This is a genomic window from Cupriavidus taiwanensis (genome assembly GCF_900249755.1).
GTDB lineage: Bacteria > Pseudomonadota > Gammaproteobacteria > Burkholderiales > Burkholderiaceae > Cupriavidus > Cupriavidus taiwanensis_D.
This window is the reverse complement of record NZ_LT976854.1, coordinates 2,190,188-2,205,483: the sequence shown is the minus strand read 5'-3', so window position 1 is coordinate 2,205,483 and position 15,296 is coordinate 2,190,188. Positions and strand designations below refer to the sequence as shown.

The window sequence follows — 15,296 nt, the reverse complement described above, 5'->3', positions numbered from 1 at the left end:
GTGCAGACAGGTTGAGAGTGCATGACTGCATTGGCCTTCTGGTGGATAGAGAGTCTTTGCGCAATTCGATATGTTCAATCGGGATCGCTGCCCATGCATCACCGGGCAGCGTTTTCAAAGCCCGCATGGTCCCCCGGTCGGCGGGCTTCTTTTTTGCCGGCCGGGCACGCGTCGACGGAACGGTGGCGGCAAGGGCGAGGCCATGCGGCGCACCATGCAACCTGCACACTGAAGCCCGAACGCCGGGGCCCGCACGCCAAGCCCGGCACAGCAGGGCCACAAACGCACAGCGGCACCGGGCGCTCGCGCCGGGTGCCGCTGCACAACCGCTGCGCGCGCCTGCAGGTTCAGGTCACCAGTGACGGCGGCACACGGTGCCGATGCTGCGCGATGATCAGCGCCTTGAGGCTCTCCACGCGCAGCAAGGCCTCGCGCTCGCCGGCCGCGCGCGCGGCATCGGCGGCGGCCAGCTCGCAATCGAACTGGCGCCCGTGCAGTTCTCCCCGGTACAGCAGCGGCTCATCGCTGCCGGCGGCGCCATCCGCGCCGCAACCTTCGTCGCGATGGGCGGCGAGCCTGATCTCGAAGCAGCACGCCCACTTTCCCCGGCCCTCGCGCACCGCAAAGCCGCGCACGACGAGGAACTCCAGTCCGGCCTCCATACGACCCCCTTCTCCCCGGGACGGCCAGCCTGCAAATGAGGGCCAGCTTCTGCCTCCGGGCGAATCAAGCATAGGCCATTCGCAACCTTGCGCCCCTCATCCGGTGGTTGTAGGACGGGTCGCACAAAGGAGGGAGGGCGCGGACGCACGGGCACCGCCCAGCGACAGCGCCATGCGCGGGAAACACTGGCCGCCGGCCCACACCAGCGCGGTCGCCGCGCAGACCAGGTCCACCGCCGCGGGCAACGCCAGGCAGCCGCTGGCGCCGAGCAGAGCGGCATGCAGGATCAGCGCGGGATCGAGACGATCCGACAACACCAGCCAGCGCCGCGGCGCCAGGCGCGCGTGCAGCTGGTCCAGCCAGGCGCGGGGATCGCCTTCCAGGCCGCTGCAATCGATCACCGCGATATCCGCGGGATCGGGTGGCAATTGCGGGGCGCGGTGCGCGCCGGCCTGCGCCGCGGCGTGCGCAGGCGTTTGGTCGAGGACGGTCGGAGGGTCCTGCGTCGCGGCCTGCGCCGTCGCAGCGCTTGCCGCGGCAGGCGCTGAGGCTTGCAGCCATTGCGGCGTGCGGCAGGTGATCGGCCCGGGCAGGTCGAGCGTGTGCAGGCGCCGGGCCAGGACCCGGCTCATCATTTCATTGCTGGCGATCAGGTAGGTCGACATGGACGCGTTCCGGCGGCAACCCGGGCGGCCCTGGCAGTGGCCGCGCGGTCGGGTCCGGGCGGCGCTGCGGGCCCGGCGGGGCAGGCATCGCGCCAGCGCCAAGCCGCCGGCGTCGGTCTGTGCGCATGCCTTTCCTCAGAAGGTAGCAAGCCGCTGCCCTACTCGCCTCATGCTTTTGGCGGAGTGCCGCGCAGCAGAAGGATGAGGCGCCGCGCACCGTGGTGCCAGCGCCCGCATCGTTGCCAACCCGGTCAGCTCAGGCCGCCTGGCCCACCGGCGCCGGCACACGCGCCGGCGGCGCTACCGGGTCCGGCCCGGCCCAGTTCAGCGTGGCGCCCTTCTGCAGGGCCACGTAGACCGCTTCGCCCTTGTTGCGCACATGCAGGCGCTGGTACAGCGTGCAGGCATGCGTCTTGGCCGTGGCGATCGAGATGTTCAGCATGCGGCTGACGGTCTTGATCGGATAGCCCCTGGCGAGCAGTGCCAGGACCTCGTACTGGCGCTCGGTGATATTCAGCAGGTGCGAGCCGGCCGATGGCGTTTCGTACGCGTTGGCGTGCGCGGCGAACTGGCGCTGCGCGAGCGGGGCCGCGCTGTCGTGGCCGGCATCGTCCACGCCGGGACGCAGCGCCACCACCCGCGCAGCGCCGGCGGCCGTGACCGGCGCCGGATGGACCGCGGAGGCATCCGTGGCCGCGTGAGGCTGCGGCATCGGCTGGTTCCATGCCGGGAAGCATTCGCCGCCGGCCAGCACCAGCCGCACCGCCGCGTCCAGCGCATCCGCGCTGCAGTGTTTGGACACGCAGCCGCGCACCGGCTCGGGCAGCCCGGCCTCGGGCAGCGCGGGCAATGCCTGCTCGCTGAGCACCAGTACCCGCTGTGGCCGCAGCCGCTGGCACAGTTGCTCCAGCATGGACCAGCCGCTGGCCGGGTCGGCCGGCAGTCCGTAGACCATCAGGTCGGCATCGTTGAGCCAGAGGTCGGAATCGATGGGTGCCAGCGGATCGATGTCCAGCAGGTCCCCCTCGAGGTGTGCCTGGGCCAGCAGGTGGCGCAGACCCAGGCGCAGGAGGGGGTGAGGCTCGATCAAGAGGATGGTGGCCATGGCCGCTCTCTTATTATTGCGGCAAGCACGGACCCCGCGAAAATCCGTGATTGCTTGTCGGATGTGCCCCGCTATCCTGCGGTTGCACCTCCATACGATCCGCCAGGGCTCCGGGGCCGCCGTGCAGCCTACCCGTCTGGCTGCAGGTCGTTGCTTGTCCTGGAGATACCGGATCGCCCCGGTGTGCGTCTGAAACGCTTATGTTGCAAGAGCCTTAGATTCGGCTGAAATCTGATCTAAGTATTTATAACTCCTGAACTGCAGCATATGAAACACGCCCGGCGAATGCAAGGTCGTGGTGCGCTGCAGCGGGTAATCCCCAAAGGGGGCGCTCTGCGACGTCGCTGGCGCGGCTGACGCCGGTGCCTGGAGCATATGGGCCGAACCGGTAGCGGCGGGGCTGTGCATCCCACGCCATCGCGCATAAAATTATCGGCATTGCATTTTGCTATGCATTTCGGGCCGGACGATTTCTGCCTCGGTCCGGGTGCCTTATAAATCAATAAGTTAGCGATACTGCGCAATGCTTCCTGCCGCGCCCTCCGTCAGCCTGACCCGCAGCGAGTTCGCCGCCGTGCGCGCCTATGTCCAGGGCATGCCGGCCGCCATGGTGGTGCCCCGCTACCTGCCCGATGACACGGACGACGACGATGCCGGGGCGGAATCGGCGCTGCGCATCCTGCTGGCCTTGCGTGACCGCATGGTCCAGCTCGCGCACCTGCACGGGCGCGCTGATCTGGCGGATCTGCTGCTGGCCGGCCCGGGGCGCTCGAATCGGGGGATGGATCGCCGGGTGGATGCGCTCGGTGAACTGGAGCGGCTCGGCACCGCGGCGCCACAGCCCCAGCACAGCGTGGAGTTGTGGTTTGCCCCTGCACTGGCGCGGCGCCTACGGCACGCCGAGATTGTGACGCTTAAAGCTCTTTTAGATCTGGCCAACCGGCGTGGTACTGCGTGGTGGCGGTCGGTGCCGCGCATTGGCGCCCTCGCCGGCACCGCCATCAACCGCTGGCTCGGCGAGCATCGCACTGTCTTCAAGGACCCGGACGGCGCGCCGCTGCTTCACGCGCACGTCGGCAACCGCGCGCCGCTGCAGCCGGCTGCGCTGAGCCCGGCGCTGCGCCAGCCGTTGCCGCTCGAGTGGCTGCGCGAGGCGCCGGTCAATGCCGACGGCCACACCTGCCCCTACAGCCAGGGCGTGACCGTGGTCAAGGCGTGGCTGCGCGCTGCCGCCGGCAGCCGGGGCAGCACCCTTGCCGCGTATCGCAAGGAGGCGGAGCGCTTATTGTTGTGGGCGGCGCTGGAGCGGGGCAAGGGGCTGTTGCAGCTGAACCTGGACGACCGCCACGCCTACCTCGCCTTCCTCGCCAGCCCGGAACCTGCCAGCCGCTGGTGCGGGCCCCGCGCGCCGCGGCACCAGGCCGCGTGGCGGCCACTGACCGGCCCGCTGAGCCCGGCCAGCCAGCGTCACAGCCTGCGCGTGCTGGCTGCCCTGTTCCGGTGGCTGCACGATAACGGCTACCCTTGCGCGGCGCGCTGGCCGGCTCAGAGCGGCGCCGACATGGCAACGACGCTGGCAGCGCCAGCGACCGCCCCGTCCGGCGCTCCGCTGCCGCCCGACAGCGTTGCCGCCTTCCTGTCATGGCTGGCGGCGCAGGCCGAAGCCGGCGACGGGCAGCGCTACCGCGCCGCGTACGCCGCCATCCTGCTGTTGCGCGAGCAAGGGTTCAGCTTGAACCAGTTGTCATCCGCGACATTGCGGTCGCTGTCATCACATGGACCCGCAGGCGTCAGGGGTGCCGGGCCGGGCAACCTCGACAATGATCCGGAAGCGCCCCGCCCCGGGAGCGCCCTTGCGCCAGAGACACGGCTTGCGCTGGCGCGCCACTGGCAGGACCGCCAGCTGCAATGGGACAGCCCGGGTATGGAAGACGCCTGCCTGATCGGGCCGGCGGCGACGCCGCCCACCGGCCGTGCCCGCCGCAAGCGCGCGGCCGAGCCTCTGGGCGGGTATTCGGTGCGCGGCCTGCATGCCTTGCTTGCCGCCACGCTGGAGCGCTACCGCGAGCGCTGCGACCCGGCATTCGCGGCACGTTCGCCTCGCGATCTGATGGCGTGAAAACAATGGGGGGCAGTGTTGCCACTGCCCCCCGGATATTTGCTCCGCCCAGTTCGGTGCCCGCATCACCGCGAAGCCGAAGCGGTGCCCGTTTCGTTTCAGAGCAAGGTCTTGTCGAGTCCGAAGCGCGACTTCAGGGCTTCAACCAGGGCCTCGCGCGCACTGCGGTCGGTCAGTTGCACGTCCAGCATCACGCGTCCGGAGTCCCATTCCTTGATGGTGCCCAGCAGCTGGCCGCTGTCGGTGCGGATCTTGTATTGGCGGCTGATCTCCTTGACCTTGCGCGCCTTGCCTTCCTGCGCCTGCTTGCGAATCGCCTCGACTTCGCGGCTCGACAGCCCGTCGTGGATGATCCGCGCCGCCAGCTCCCGGGTACGCTCCTCGCCCGCCAGCTTGAAGTACAGCGTCAGTTCGTAGCCGGCGGCAATGCCGATCGCGCTCGGGCATTCACGCATCACGCCCAGCACCGATTCCGGCAGGCGCAGCAGCGCGAGGGTCTTGTTGACCGTGCCCGCGGAGATGCCGGTCAGTTCGCAGATCTCTTCTTCCTTCTGGACCTTGCCTTCGTCAAGCAGCTGGCGCCAGGCAATGGCATTGTCGAGCGCGGACTGGTCCGAGCGCTGCTCGTTCAGCATGAACGACAACCGGTAGAAATCCAGGTCGCTCAGGTCGTTCTCGACAAAACATTCCATTTCGAGCTTGCCGGCAGATGCCAGAGCTCGCTTGCGGTAATGGCCGTCGATCAGGATGTAATGGCCGGGGCGCGCCGGGTCCGGCGCCGCCAGGCCAGGCGTCTTCTGCCCGTGGGTGGCGATCGACGCGGCGCGTTCCTGCACCACCGCGGGGTCATAGAGGCGGCGCGCATTCAGCGGGTTGTCATGCAACTGCGCCAGCGGAATCCGGATCAACTGCCGGCCCGCGCCGACGTCGTCGAGACTTTCAGCGCTGAAACCGGGGGACGTTTCGGCAGCCCCCCTGCCCTGCAGCAAGCCGTTGGGATGCTGGGAAATGGCCGCTTCCGCGCGCGCGAAGCGGTCCATCGTATCGTTTCGGCTCTTCTCGGCCGCCATGCCGGCGAGCATGCCAGCCTTCAGGCTTTTCAATTTGGTAGCCATGCCTATTGCTCAATCAAAGACAACACTTCATCGACCATCATGTCGACTTCCTGCACCGCCTCGCGCGCGCCGGCCACGCCATGCACGGTGCAGCCGATCGCCTGGCATTCGCGGAACGCCGAACGCGACCCGATCATCGAATTCAGCAACGGGACGTCTCCATCGTCGCCAAGAATTTCAATTGCCTGGCGCGCAATCGACACCCTACGCTGGACCATATTGGCCATCACCCGGATCAGCAGGGATTCGTTCTGTACCTGGGCATGCTGGGCAAGCGTTTTGGCAGCTACTGCGGCCCACAGGTCCGGCGGCGAAGGCACGACCGGAATGATCGCAAGGTCGGAAATCAGCAACGCACTGGAGGGCGCTGCCGAATGGACGGCTGGCGGGCAGTCGACCACGATGTAGTCATAATCCTGGACAAATTTGCGGACCTCACGGTGCATCGCGCCGCCGGACGGCGCGAGGCCGATCACCGAGGCCGGGAACGGCCGCTCATCGCTGGCCTGGGCCGCCCACCGGGTCGCAGTGCCTTGTTCGTCCATGTCGACCAGCATGGAGCGCGCACCGCGCAGGCCCAGCGTGCCGGCAAGGTGCATGCTGACCGTGGTCTTGCCGCAACCGCCTTTCTGGTTAAAGACCGTAATGATTTTGGCTGGCACGCGACCTCTCTTTCAGCGCTGAAAGCGCGGTTGATTCTTAAGGCGCAACTGTAGCCAAAACCAGGTGACGTATCAACCGTTTTCCAATTTAACAAAAATTGTGTTTCCACTCGGCGAGTGCAGGACCGGCGCTTCGCGTGGCAAAAGCGCGCAAGACAGTAAAATTGCTTGAAAAGCAGGCCGCAATGTGCCTAAAGTATCTATAGTGCGCATTACGCCGCACATGACACCGTAATCCAAAGTGGTTATGATGCCGCTACAGTCGAGTCAAGTCGTGTCACCTCGTCGGCTTCCGTTCGGTATCTACGAGAACTCAACGTGCTTGAACGGTTGTTTGCGTTGTGTACAAGAACTTGCTTCGAAAAGGAAATTCCTATGGCAACCGGTACGGTCAAGTGGTTCAACGAGACCAAGGGCTTTGGCTTCATTACCCCGGACGACGGTGGTGCAGACCTGTTCGCGCACTTCTCCGAAATCCAGGGCTCGGGCTTCAAGACCCTGAAGGACGGGCAGCGCGTGACGTTTGAAGTCAAGCAAGGCCCGAAGGGCCTGCAGGCTTCGGCGATCAAGCCGGCCTGATCCAGCCTCGGCTGATCCCTCGCCCGCCGCGATGCAGTGGCGACGGGCAACAAAAAAGGCAAGCGTTTCACGCTTGCCTTTTTTGCATTCAGGGCCGGGCGCCCGCGCCGCGGTTCAGCCCAGCTTGCGCACGCTGGTGCGTGACGGCTGCAGGATCAGCGCCTTGGAAGAATCCGCGTCCACCTTGGCACCGGGGTAGACCACCAGCACGTCTTTGAGGGCCTTGCGGAACAGCGCCCGGAACTTGCGTTCGCTTTCGGTTTCCGTGCCGAACTGCATCTGCAGCGCTTCCCAGGGGATTTCGGTACGGCGCTGAATCGTAAAGAACCGGTACGTCAGCCACGAATACACGTCGAGCGCGAACGGCGACTGCTTGAGCGCCTTCAGCGCGCGCATGTCCACCGGCACGGGCCGGTTGACCAGCTCGTTGAAGAACGGCTCGGACAGCACCACGAAGCTCTCGAACATCGAGCCCTGGCCCGGCTGCATCGGATCCCACCAGGTCGACAGCTGATCGGCCAGCAGGTAGCCCACGCGATCGATCGACAGCGGTTCGTGGTTGGGATTCTGGTTCTGGCTTGGCGTCGACTTGTTCTGCACGATGGCGATGGTCGCCGAGAACAGGCGGATCATCTGCTGGCGTACCAGCGTCATGGTGCCGCGCTTGCCCCCGGTGGCCATCGGGATGCCGAGGTTGTACATGAACTCGGACAGCGAGTTGCCAAGCGAAATGCGCCGGTCTTCCACCGTGCCGGTAAACTCGCCGCGCTTTTTCTTCGCCATGATCTCCTTGCCGATCCAGGCCAGCATCAGGCGCGGATAGGAGCCGTATGGATACCCCAGCGACACCGTCTCCGATACCAGCTTCTGGCGGCCGTTGGCGGCGCGTTCGGAGCGTTGCTGCGTGAAATAGCCTGGCTGGATCATCAGCGAAATATTGCCGCTGGTGCGGGTCCAGACCGGCGGCGCGCCCTTGGGCGCGCGATAGGGCAGCGTGACCTGGACGCTGGCGCGGCTGAGGAAGCCGACTTCGCCGCTCTGCCAGGCGTCTTCGCGCTCCATCGCCTGCGCCTCGTCGAACAGGCGCTGGAATTTCTCGGACGGAACCAGGTTGTTCTCGTTGCCGGGAACAATGATGCGGGAGGGTTCGGCGTCCAGGTCGAGGACGCTTCGATCCCCCGTGGCGGCCGGGGAGCGTTTGATGGGCATAGTGGCTGGCTTCGGATTACCCGCCTTTGTACTCGAAGCCGCAAAGCTTGTCACGCAGAAACGGGTACACAAGCGACTGCACTGCTTGCGGGGTTTTTTGCCGGCCGGGAGGATCTGATGGCTGGTCGCAGGGTGGCGGACGGTGGGCAACCCGGCAGGGTTGTCCACGGTTCGCAACCCTTCAGCTACCAGTAAACGATACCGATACGGGTTAACTACTTGTAAACCGTATACGTGAAGCCAAGCCCGTTGATTCCTAAGGGAAAAGGACCCCCCGGCGAACCCGATTCTGCGGCGATCCGTACCCGATTCAGCGAAGGGGCGAACCCGTATCTGCGACCACCCGAACCCGTATCTGCGGCCGGCGCGAACCGGATTCTGCGGGGATAACCTGGGCCACCCACAGGCTTTTCCACAGGCCGCAGGCCGCCTGGCGTACCCGATTCTGCGAAATCCCTGCCTGCCTGGCGTGCCGGCGCGCAGGTACCGGCCCCAAACCGGTGGATAACCGCGCCGCCAGCCGGTTATCCACGCAGAAACTGGTTCGCTGCCGGGCTGCACAACGGGTCCACCAGGCTGTGCCGCGTACCCGTTTCTGCGAAAACCCCCGCCAAAGCGTACCTGTTTCTGCGCCGCCCTCAGATTCGCTTCGTTAGTTGCGTCGGCGTACCCGTTTCTGCGGCGTACCCAATTCTGCGAACGAAACCGGCGAGCCCGCCGGGCGCCAGACCGTACCCGTTTCTGCGTGACCGAGTGAGGATCCGCGCGCGCCCAGCGTACCCGTTTCTGCGTTGGATTCTTCGCGATATGGGGCGGTCCTCGCGCTAAGTATCCATTGTACACGCGTACTAGCGGAAAAGCTAGTACTTACACCCACCGTATACGTCGTCATGCCGGGCCTGGCGCTTCCGTACCCGTTTCTGCGTCGCTACGGCAAAGCAATGTGGCGCCCAACGCCGCACCCCTGCTCAGGCAATCTTGATGCGTACCCGATTCTGCGAGCGCGGCGGCCAGGCCACCGCCGCCAGGGCGTACCCGATTCTGCGAAGGCGCGGCGGGGGCCGGCGGCAAGGCTGAATTCCGCGGCGCAGCATGGTGCGTACCCGTTTCTGCGCTGGGGGGCCAGAGCCGCCGGTGTGGACAGGTGTGGCCGGCGCGGGCTGAAAAAGCGATACAACCGTGCGGAAAAAAATTTGTGGCGTACCCGTTTCTGCGGGTAGGAACGTGGCTTCAAACCAGCAAAGCGCGCCATGCGTACCCGTTTCTGCGAGGCGCATGTTGGTACGCGGGACCGTCAGTGAGCGGACGCGTACCCGTTTCTGCGCGCCGTAGCCAAGCCTCCGCAGTTCTGCAGAGCAACATGCCGTACCCGTTTCTGCGAAACGGGTTGTCAGGGCGAAGCGCTACCGATCCGGCTGGCTGCGGCGAGGGGAGGGAGAGAAAAGGCGGGAAAAAGCCGGAAGAAAGGCGGGAGAAAAAAGGGTGGCCCCGCAAGTCCTTGCCGCGAGCTGGCGGCAGAAAACAAAAAACCCCGCCAGGGCGGGGTTTTACGCTGTGCGGCGCACGCGAGGTGCGCCGGGCGGTCAACGCTTACAGCGGGGTGATGTTCGCGGCCTGCAGGCCCTTCGGGCCATTCTTGACTTCGAACTGCACGCGCTGGTTTTCCTGCAGCGACTTGAAGCCGTCGGCGCGGATTTCCGAGAAATGGGCGAAGAGGTCGTCACCACCCGCGTCCGGCTTGATGAAGCCGAAGCCCTTGGCGTCGTTGAACCACTTGACGATACCGGTTTGCATGATTTGCTTTCCAGATAAAGGACAAAAAAGATCGCATGACGAAAACGTCATCCGACACGGGGAACTCAAGGAAAGGACACCATGGACAACCGAAGTACCAGACGGTGGCTAACGAATGAACTGTTGCCTCGTCGCTTGAATCTAGGCGGGTTTATACGGGGGATTGCCGCCATCGTCAAGATGGGGCCGGTCCCTAGCCGCGCGGGTCTGCGGGCTGGCCCGCGGCGTGCGCGTCATGGGATCATCACGCCTTTTGCATGTCGCTTATTCGTGTACGCCGTGCCGGCGCCAGCGCGGGCGGGACCACAGTGCGTTTGCCGCGCAGCCGGCGCCGCGCCAGCCGCCGCGCACACGATAAGACACCAGGAGACCCTACATGTCGATGCCGGATCCCGCTTCCAAGCCGGGTACATCCAACCCCGCAGCGCCCCAGGCCGCGCCGTCGCTGCTCGAGCGCGTATTCAGGCTGCGCGAGCACCACACCGATGTCCGTACCGAGATCCTGGCCGGCATCACCACGTTCCTGACGATGGCGTACATCATCTTCGTCAACCCCTCGATCCTCGGCGATGCCGGCATGCCCAAGGACGCGGTGTTCGTCGCCACCTGCGTGGCCGCGGCGATCGGCACGCTGATCATGGGCTTCTACGCCAACTATCCGATTGCGATGGCGCCCGGCATGGGGCTGAACGCGTATTTCGCCTACACCGTGGTCAAGGGCATGGGCTTCCCGTGGGAAGCGGCGCTCGGCGCCGTCTTCATCTCCGGCTGCCTGTTCCTGCTGGTGACGCTGTTCCGCGTGCGCGAGATGATCGTCAATGGCATCCCGCATTCGATCCGCGTGGCCATCACCGCGGGCATCGGCCTGTTCCTGGCCATCGTCGCGCTGAAGAACGCCGGCATCGTTGCCGCGAGCCCGGCCACGCTGGTGACCATCGGTGACCTGCACCAGCCTTCGGCGGTGCTGGCGATCATCGGCTTCTTCGTGATCGTGGCGCTGGACCACCTGCGCGTGAAGGGTGCGATCCTGATCGGCATCCTGCTGACCACGCTGCTGAGCTTCGCCTTTGCCGGCAACACCTTCCACGGTGTCTTTTCCGCGCCGCCCTCGCTCGACCCGACGCTGTTCAAGCTCGATATCACCGCGGCCCTGTCGATCGGCATCATCAACGTGGTGCTGGTGTTCTTCCTGGTGGAACTGTTCGACGCGACCGGCACGCTGATGGGCGTGGCCAATCGCGCAGGCCTGCTCAAGGCCGGCAAGATGGACCGCCTGAACAAGGCGCTGATGGCCGACAGCACTGCGATCATGGCGGGCTCGTTCCTGGGCACCTCGTCCACCACCGCGTATATCGAAAGCGCCTCGGGCGTGCAGGCAGGCGGACGTACCGGGCTGACCGCGGTGACGGTGGCCGTGCTGTTTCTCGCGGCGCTGTTCATCGCGCCGCTGGCGGGCACGGTGCCCGCGTATGCGACCGCGCCGGCGCTGCTGTATGTGTCGTGCCTGATGTTGCGCGAGCTGCTGGAAATCGACTGGAACGACGTGACCGAAGTGGTGCCCGCGGTGATGACCGCGCTGGGCATGCCCTTCACGTATTCCGTCGCCAACGGCGTGGCGTTCGGCTTCATCAGCTATGCGGCGCTCAAGCTGCTGACCGGGCGCGCACGCAGCGTGCCGGTGATGGTGTGGATCATTGCCGCCGTGTTCGTCTTCAAGTTCTACTATCTCCCGGGACACTGACCGCCGCGGGCTGGATCACGTCGAGTCCCGACAGGGCGGCCGAGGGCCGCCTTTTTTATCGCCGTTGACAGCAGCCATCGCCGTTCGCACAACGCTGATGCGTACCCGTTTCTGCGCGCGGCGGATCCTGTCCGGCGCCGTGGCGCGTACCCGATTCTGCGTGCCAGGCCCGGTCCGCGAATCCATCGGTTTCCGGGTTGCAGCGCACGTCTGTCCCTGCCGCGGTGGGGTGTCGGAGCGTACCCGATTCTGCGTAGTATGGTTTCGCCACAGGCACGTGCGCGCGTGCTGCGGCATGCCGCTGCCGGCGCTCTCGCATGTGTGCGCGAGGGCTCATACCAAAGGATGAGATTGGCTGTAAGTCACCCACTCGGGGCTGGACAAACCGCCGCAAATGCACTGAACTATAGGCGTGGCAAAGAGGGGCGCGGCAAGCGCCCCTTCTTGACTCCGGGGTATGCGGCAGGATGCCCGGAGCCAGGCCGAAAGCGCGTCGGCGCAATGCGCCAGGACGGCAGTGCTTTCGGAACAGAGACCGTCAATATCGATGACGGCGCCGTCCACAAACCGGGAGCGTGCGGACAACATGCGCGCCACGCAGACAAGAAAATTCCAAGACTGAAAAAGTGGTAAACGTAGACGTGCAGTGCCGGGGGATGTTGTTCAACGGGGATAATCATGACCGCAGGAGAGATCCGGCGACCCGTCATCGGGCCTGTCAGGGAGTCCAGTAACCGATCCATCCGATCCATGCATCCGGCCTGGGCTGCCGTGGGGGAAGCCGCAGGCGAAGTGCCCGCCAAACGGGCCGTGAGCGAGGGGGTCGCCGCGGAAGTTGACGCGCTGCTTGCGCAAGACAGCGAACTCAGTGACAGCGCGCGTGCGGTCATATCCAACCTGTTGCGTCGCCACCGGCTGCTCGAAGGGGAGCTCGCGCGCCAGCGCACGCTGCTGCAGGAATGGATCCTGAGCCAGCTCACCTACAAGGCGCTCTACTATCAATACTCCGGCCAGTCGCCGCAGGCGCCGCGCGTGGAGTTGATGCGCGAGAAGGAGGCCATGCGGCGGCGCATCCGCGAGCAGCTCCAGCCAGGTGCGGACTACCTTGCCGCACCTGACGAGTCCACCCGCAGTCTGTCCAGCTCGTGACACCGACGTCGACCGCGGGCACATGCCCGCAGCCAGTTCAGCCCCACCGTCCGCCACGGACGCGCGCCGCTGCGGCGGCCACGGGAGCCGGCACCAAGAACAAGCCTAACGTCCGGGAGATCGTGATGGACCGACTGTGCAAGGCGTCACGCACTGCACAGCTCGTGGTCGTGTCGCGTCATGAAGATTTTGGTTTTGATCCGTCCGTGATCGGCACGGAATGGGAGATCCGCCGCGTGGCGCAGGTCCGCGACGCCGAGCGCGCGGTGCGTGCCTGCCCGCCCACGGCGGGCGTGATCGACCTGCAGTCCGACTACAGCGAAGCCGAGTTCGCGCAGCTGGAGCAGGCGCTGCAGTACCTGCATGTCACGTGGGTGGCGATCACCTCCGATGCAATGCTCGTCAACGAGCGCGTCCGGCGGATGATCCGCGACTACTGCGTGGACTACGTGCGCCTGCCGTTCTCGATGCCGGAACTGCTGTACACGCTGCGGCATGCGCGCGGCATGGCGTCGCTGCACGGCACGCGACCGCAGGAAAGCGCGTCGCGCGGCACCATGATCGGCGAATGCGCCGCGATGCGCGCGATGTTCCGCTCGCTCGCCAAGGTGGCGCACAACGAGGCGCCGGTGTTTATCTCGGGCGAGTCCGGCACCGGCAAGGAACTGGCCGCGCAGGCGATCCACGATGCCTCGAGCCGGCGCAAGGGCCCGTTCATTGCCATCAACTGCGGCGCCATTCCCTCGCATCTGGTGCAGTCAGAGCTGTTCGGCTATGAAAAGGGTGCATTTACCGGGGCCAACCAGCGCAAGATCGGCTGGATCGAACAGGCGCAGGGCGGCACGCTGTTCCTCGACGAAATCGGCGACCTGCCGCTCGAAAGCCAGGTGGCACTGCTGCGCTTCCTGCAGCAGGGCATGATCACGCGGCTGGGCGGGCATCAGTCGATCCCGCTGAACCTGCGCATCATCTCGGCCACGCACGTGGACCTGGTGGCGGCGCAGGCCGACGGGCGCTTCCGCTCGGACCTGTTCCACCGGCTGTGCGTGCTGACGCTGACCATCCCGGCGCTGCGCGAGCGCGGCGAGGACATCCTGCTGCTGGCCAATGCGGTGCTGGCCGAGCACGGCCACGAGGCGCACCGCCGCATCCGCGGGTTCTCCGCGTGCGCGACGCAGGCGATGATGCAATACGCCTGGCCGGGCAACGTGCGCGAACTGATCAACCGCGTGCGCCGCGCCATCGTGATGACCGACAACCGCAAGATCACCGCCGAAGACCTGCAGCTGCACGGCGGCTCGGAACTGCCGCGCAAGACCCTCGATGCGATCCGCGAAGAGGCCGAGCGCGAAGCGATCCGCACCGTGATGGCGAGCCACGGCTTTCACGTGGTGCCGGCCGCGCGCGAGCTCAATGTCTCGCGCGTGACCCTGTACCGGCTCATGCACAAGCACAACATCCGTGTGGAGAGCCACGCCTCGGCAGGGGAATAAGCGCAAGCCAACGGCGCCAGCGGCGCCATCGGCGCTAGCGGGAAAGGGGAACCGGCGACGTCCGCTCGCCGGTTCCGCCTTTCCCCGTGCCGGCCGGCACGTCAGCGCACCACCCGCGGGGGCCGCGAGGCCCCCGTCCCGCCCGCCAACCCGCCGCCGCCCGCCTGCGCGGGCGCGGTGGCGAGGTTCATGCTGATCTTGCCGCGCGTGCGCCGCGGCGGCTCGCAGGTGTCCTGCCGATGCCACGGCGCGATGTCGCGGCGGCGCTGGCTGTCGCGCGCATGCCGCGTGGGCGGCGCCTGCGCTTCGCTGCCCGACGTGTCCGGATCCAGCTGCAGTTCTCCCCAGGCCCAGCCGAAGCCGCGCACATAGATGTCGTTGCTGACCGCAGCGTGGCTGTTCGGCTCGGCGGCTGCGGGGCGGTCGAACCACGCGTAGCTGGCCGCGATCGCGCTGCCCGAGCAGACCGCCAGCGCCGTGGCGAGCATTGCGGCTTTCATGGTCGGCATCTCCCTGTGGAAAAAAAGTGCCCGCCGGGGGACGGAACACTAATCCGCGCGGTCACGCTGGCTCGCGTGCCCCCTTGTTGTATGGGCCCCTCAGGCGCGCCGCTTGCCCGCATGGCGCCGGCATGCCGGACTGGCCTGCGCCGGTCTGCGGGTCGCCACGCAAGCCGTGCCGTGCACACTGCCCGCGAGCTGTGCGCGCGCGCGCGGATAAGGCAGCAGTGGCGCCGACACCAGGTCGAGCTCTGACGGCGGCGGGCCGGCCAGGCGGTATGCGCGCCGGCGCGCCGTCATGCGGGAAGGCGGGTGACGCATGTGGTTGTTCTCCAGCGCGCAATGACGGGTTTGACGGAACCGGCGCAGGCACGCACGCGTGCGCCCTGGCGAAGCCAGAGCGACAAGTGTGCCAAGGGCCGCAAACGCTTGTGCCGCGCGGCTTTACGGGTCGTTTCGCAGCGCCTGGCCGCCGCCGTGCGGCTGTGCCGGACCAATCGGT

General features: G+C 66.3%; 13 protein-coding genes. 5 read left to right on the top strand and 8 right to left on the bottom strand.

The annotated features are described in order from the left end of the window. Window positions 1-347: 347 nt before the first annotated feature. The 3 genes from CBM2594_RS25470 to CBM2594_RS25460 all read right to left on the bottom strand — a co-directional run bounded on the left by CBM2594_RS25470 (window position 348) and on the right by CBM2594_RS25460 (window position 2,433). Entirely contained in the window at window positions 348-662 is a 315-nt protein-coding gene (locus CBM2594_RS25470) for a hypothetical protein (RefSeq protein ID WP_116359532.1), read from the bottom strand. A 96-nt stretch (window positions 663-758) separates the two neighbouring features. Then, window positions 759-1,328, bottom strand: coding sequence for a response regulator transcription factor (locus CBM2594_RS25465; RefSeq protein ID WP_116359531.1), 570 nt, complete (start codon window positions 1,326-1,328; stop codon window positions 759-761). A gap of 256 nt (window positions 1,329-1,584) precedes the next feature. Next, window positions 1,585-2,433, bottom strand: a complete 849-nt coding sequence (locus CBM2594_RS25460) for a helix-turn-helix transcriptional regulator (RefSeq protein ID WP_116359530.1) — start codon at window positions 2,431-2,433, stop codon at window positions 1,585-1,587. Window positions 2,434-2,956: 523 nt separating this feature from the next. Between CBM2594_RS25460 and CBM2594_RS25455 the strand changes: the two genes are divergently transcribed. Further along, complete coding sequence (locus CBM2594_RS25455) at window positions 2,957-4,552, top strand: phage integrase family protein (RefSeq protein ID WP_116359529.1); 1,596 nt, start codon at window positions 2,957-2,959, stop codon at window positions 4,550-4,552. Between the two features lie 98 nt (window positions 4,553-4,650). Here CBM2594_RS25455 and CBM2594_RS25450 read toward each other — a convergent pair whose 3' ends face one another. Both CBM2594_RS25450 and CBM2594_RS25445 read right to left on the bottom strand, forming a co-directional pair. Continuing rightward, on the bottom strand, window positions 4,651-5,667 hold the full coding sequence (locus CBM2594_RS25450) for a ParB/RepB/Spo0J family partition protein (protein ID WP_116359528.1): 1,017 nt from the start codon (window positions 5,665-5,667) through the stop codon (window positions 4,651-4,653). 2 nt (window positions 5,668-5,669) lie between these two features. Continuing rightward, window positions 5,670-6,329: an AAA family ATPase gene (locus tag CBM2594_RS25445; protein ID WP_012354867.1), complete on the bottom strand. Its 660-nt coding sequence runs from the start codon at window positions 6,327-6,329 to the stop codon at window positions 5,670-5,672. Window positions 6,330-6,704: 375 nt separating this feature from the next. Here CBM2594_RS25445 and CBM2594_RS25440 point away from each other — a divergent pair, with 375 nt between their 5' ends. Then, window positions 6,705-6,908, top strand: coding sequence for a cold-shock protein (locus CBM2594_RS25440; protein WP_006159056.1), 204 nt, complete (start codon window positions 6,705-6,707; stop codon window positions 6,906-6,908). A gap of 114 nt (window positions 6,909-7,022) precedes the next feature. Here the strand turns inward: CBM2594_RS25440 and CBM2594_RS25435 are convergent, their stop codons facing one another. Both CBM2594_RS25435 and CBM2594_RS25430 read right to left on the bottom strand, forming a co-directional pair. Continuing rightward, on the bottom strand, window positions 7,023-8,117 hold the full coding sequence (locus CBM2594_RS25435) for a replication protein RepA (RefSeq protein ID WP_012354866.1): 1,095 nt from the start codon (window positions 8,115-8,117) through the stop codon (window positions 7,023-7,025). 1,590 nt (window positions 8,118-9,707) lie between these two features. Then, the gene (locus CBM2594_RS25430) at window positions 9,708-9,911 is read right to left on the bottom strand and encodes a cold-shock protein (RefSeq protein WP_010811149.1); all 204 of its coding nucleotides are present in this window, start codon (window positions 9,909-9,911) and stop codon (window positions 9,708-9,710) included. A 376-nt stretch (window positions 9,912-10,287) separates the two neighbouring features. On the opposite strand from CBM2594_RS25430, the gene CBM2594_RS25425 reads away from it, so the two are divergent. The 3 genes from CBM2594_RS25425 (at window position 10,288) to CBM2594_RS25415 (ending at window position 14,294) form a co-directional block, all read left to right on the top strand. Further along, window positions 10,288-11,652 carry an NCS2 family permease gene (locus CBM2594_RS25425; RefSeq protein ID WP_116359527.1) on the top strand — a complete coding sequence of 455 codons (1,365 nt, stop codon included), beginning with the start codon at window positions 10,288-10,290 and terminating at the stop codon, window positions 11,650-11,652. A gap of 678 nt (window positions 11,653-12,330) precedes the next feature. After that, a complete protein-coding gene (locus CBM2594_RS25420; RefSeq protein ID WP_116359526.1) occupies window positions 12,331-12,801 on the top strand; it encodes a hypothetical protein in 471 nt (156 codons plus the stop codon). Between the two features lie 125 nt (window positions 12,802-12,926). Next, window positions 12,927-14,294, top strand: a complete 1,368-nt coding sequence (locus CBM2594_RS25415) for a sigma-54 dependent transcriptional regulator (RefSeq protein WP_116359525.1) — start codon at window positions 12,927-12,929, stop codon at window positions 14,292-14,294. Window positions 14,295-14,395: 101 nt separating this feature from the next. On the opposite strand, the gene CBM2594_RS25410 is transcribed toward CBM2594_RS25415, so the two are convergent. Further along, complete coding sequence (locus tag CBM2594_RS25410; protein WP_232346752.1) at window positions 14,396-14,794, bottom strand: hypothetical protein; 399 nt, start codon at window positions 14,792-14,794, stop codon at window positions 14,396-14,398. Between the last annotated feature and the right edge of the window lie 502 nt (window positions 14,795-15,296).

Excerpts from the sequence above, each read along its gene's own strand:
- CBM2594_RS25470 (WP_116359532.1), bottom strand. The coding sequence starts at position 662 with ATGGAGGCCGGACTGGAGTTCCTCGTCGTGCGCGGCTTTGCGGTGCGC.
- CBM2594_RS25465 (WP_116359531.1), bottom strand. The coding sequence starts at position 1,328 with ATGTCGACCTACCTGATCGCCAGCAATGAAATGATGAGCCGGGTCCTG.
- CBM2594_RS25460 (WP_116359530.1), bottom strand. The coding sequence starts at position 2,433 with ATGGCCACCATCCTCTTGATCGAGCCTCACCCCCTCCTGCGCCTGGGT.
- CBM2594_RS25455 (WP_116359529.1), top strand. The coding sequence starts at position 2,957 with ATGCTTCCTGCCGCGCCCTCCGTCAGCCTGACCCGCAGCGAGTTCGCC.
- CBM2594_RS25450 (WP_116359528.1), bottom strand. The coding sequence starts at position 5,667 with ATGGCTACCAAATTGAAAAGCCTGAAGGCTGGCATGCTCGCCGGCATG.
- CBM2594_RS25440 (WP_006159056.1), top strand. The coding sequence starts at position 6,705 with ATGGCAACCGGTACGGTCAAGTGGTTCAACGAGACCAAGGGCTTTGGC.
- CBM2594_RS25435 (WP_012354866.1), bottom strand. The coding sequence starts at position 8,117 with ATGCCCATCAAACGCTCCCCGGCCGCCACGGGGGATCGAAGCGTCCTC.
- CBM2594_RS25430 (WP_010811149.1), bottom strand. The coding sequence starts at position 9,911 with ATGCAAACCGGTATCGTCAAGTGGTTCAACGACGCCAAGGGCTTCGGC.
- CBM2594_RS25425 (WP_116359527.1), top strand. The coding sequence starts at position 10,288 with ATGTCGATGCCGGATCCCGCTTCCAAGCCGGGTACATCCAACCCCGCA.
- CBM2594_RS25420 (WP_116359526.1), top strand. The coding sequence starts at position 12,331 with ATGACCGCAGGAGAGATCCGGCGACCCGTCATCGGGCCTGTCAGGGAG.
- CBM2594_RS25415 (WP_116359525.1), top strand. The coding sequence starts at position 12,927 with ATGGACCGACTGTGCAAGGCGTCACGCACTGCACAGCTCGTGGTCGTG.
- CBM2594_RS25410 (WP_232346752.1), bottom strand. The coding sequence starts at position 14,794 with ATGAAAGCCGCAATGCTCGCCACGGCGCTGGCGGTCTGCTCGGGCAGC.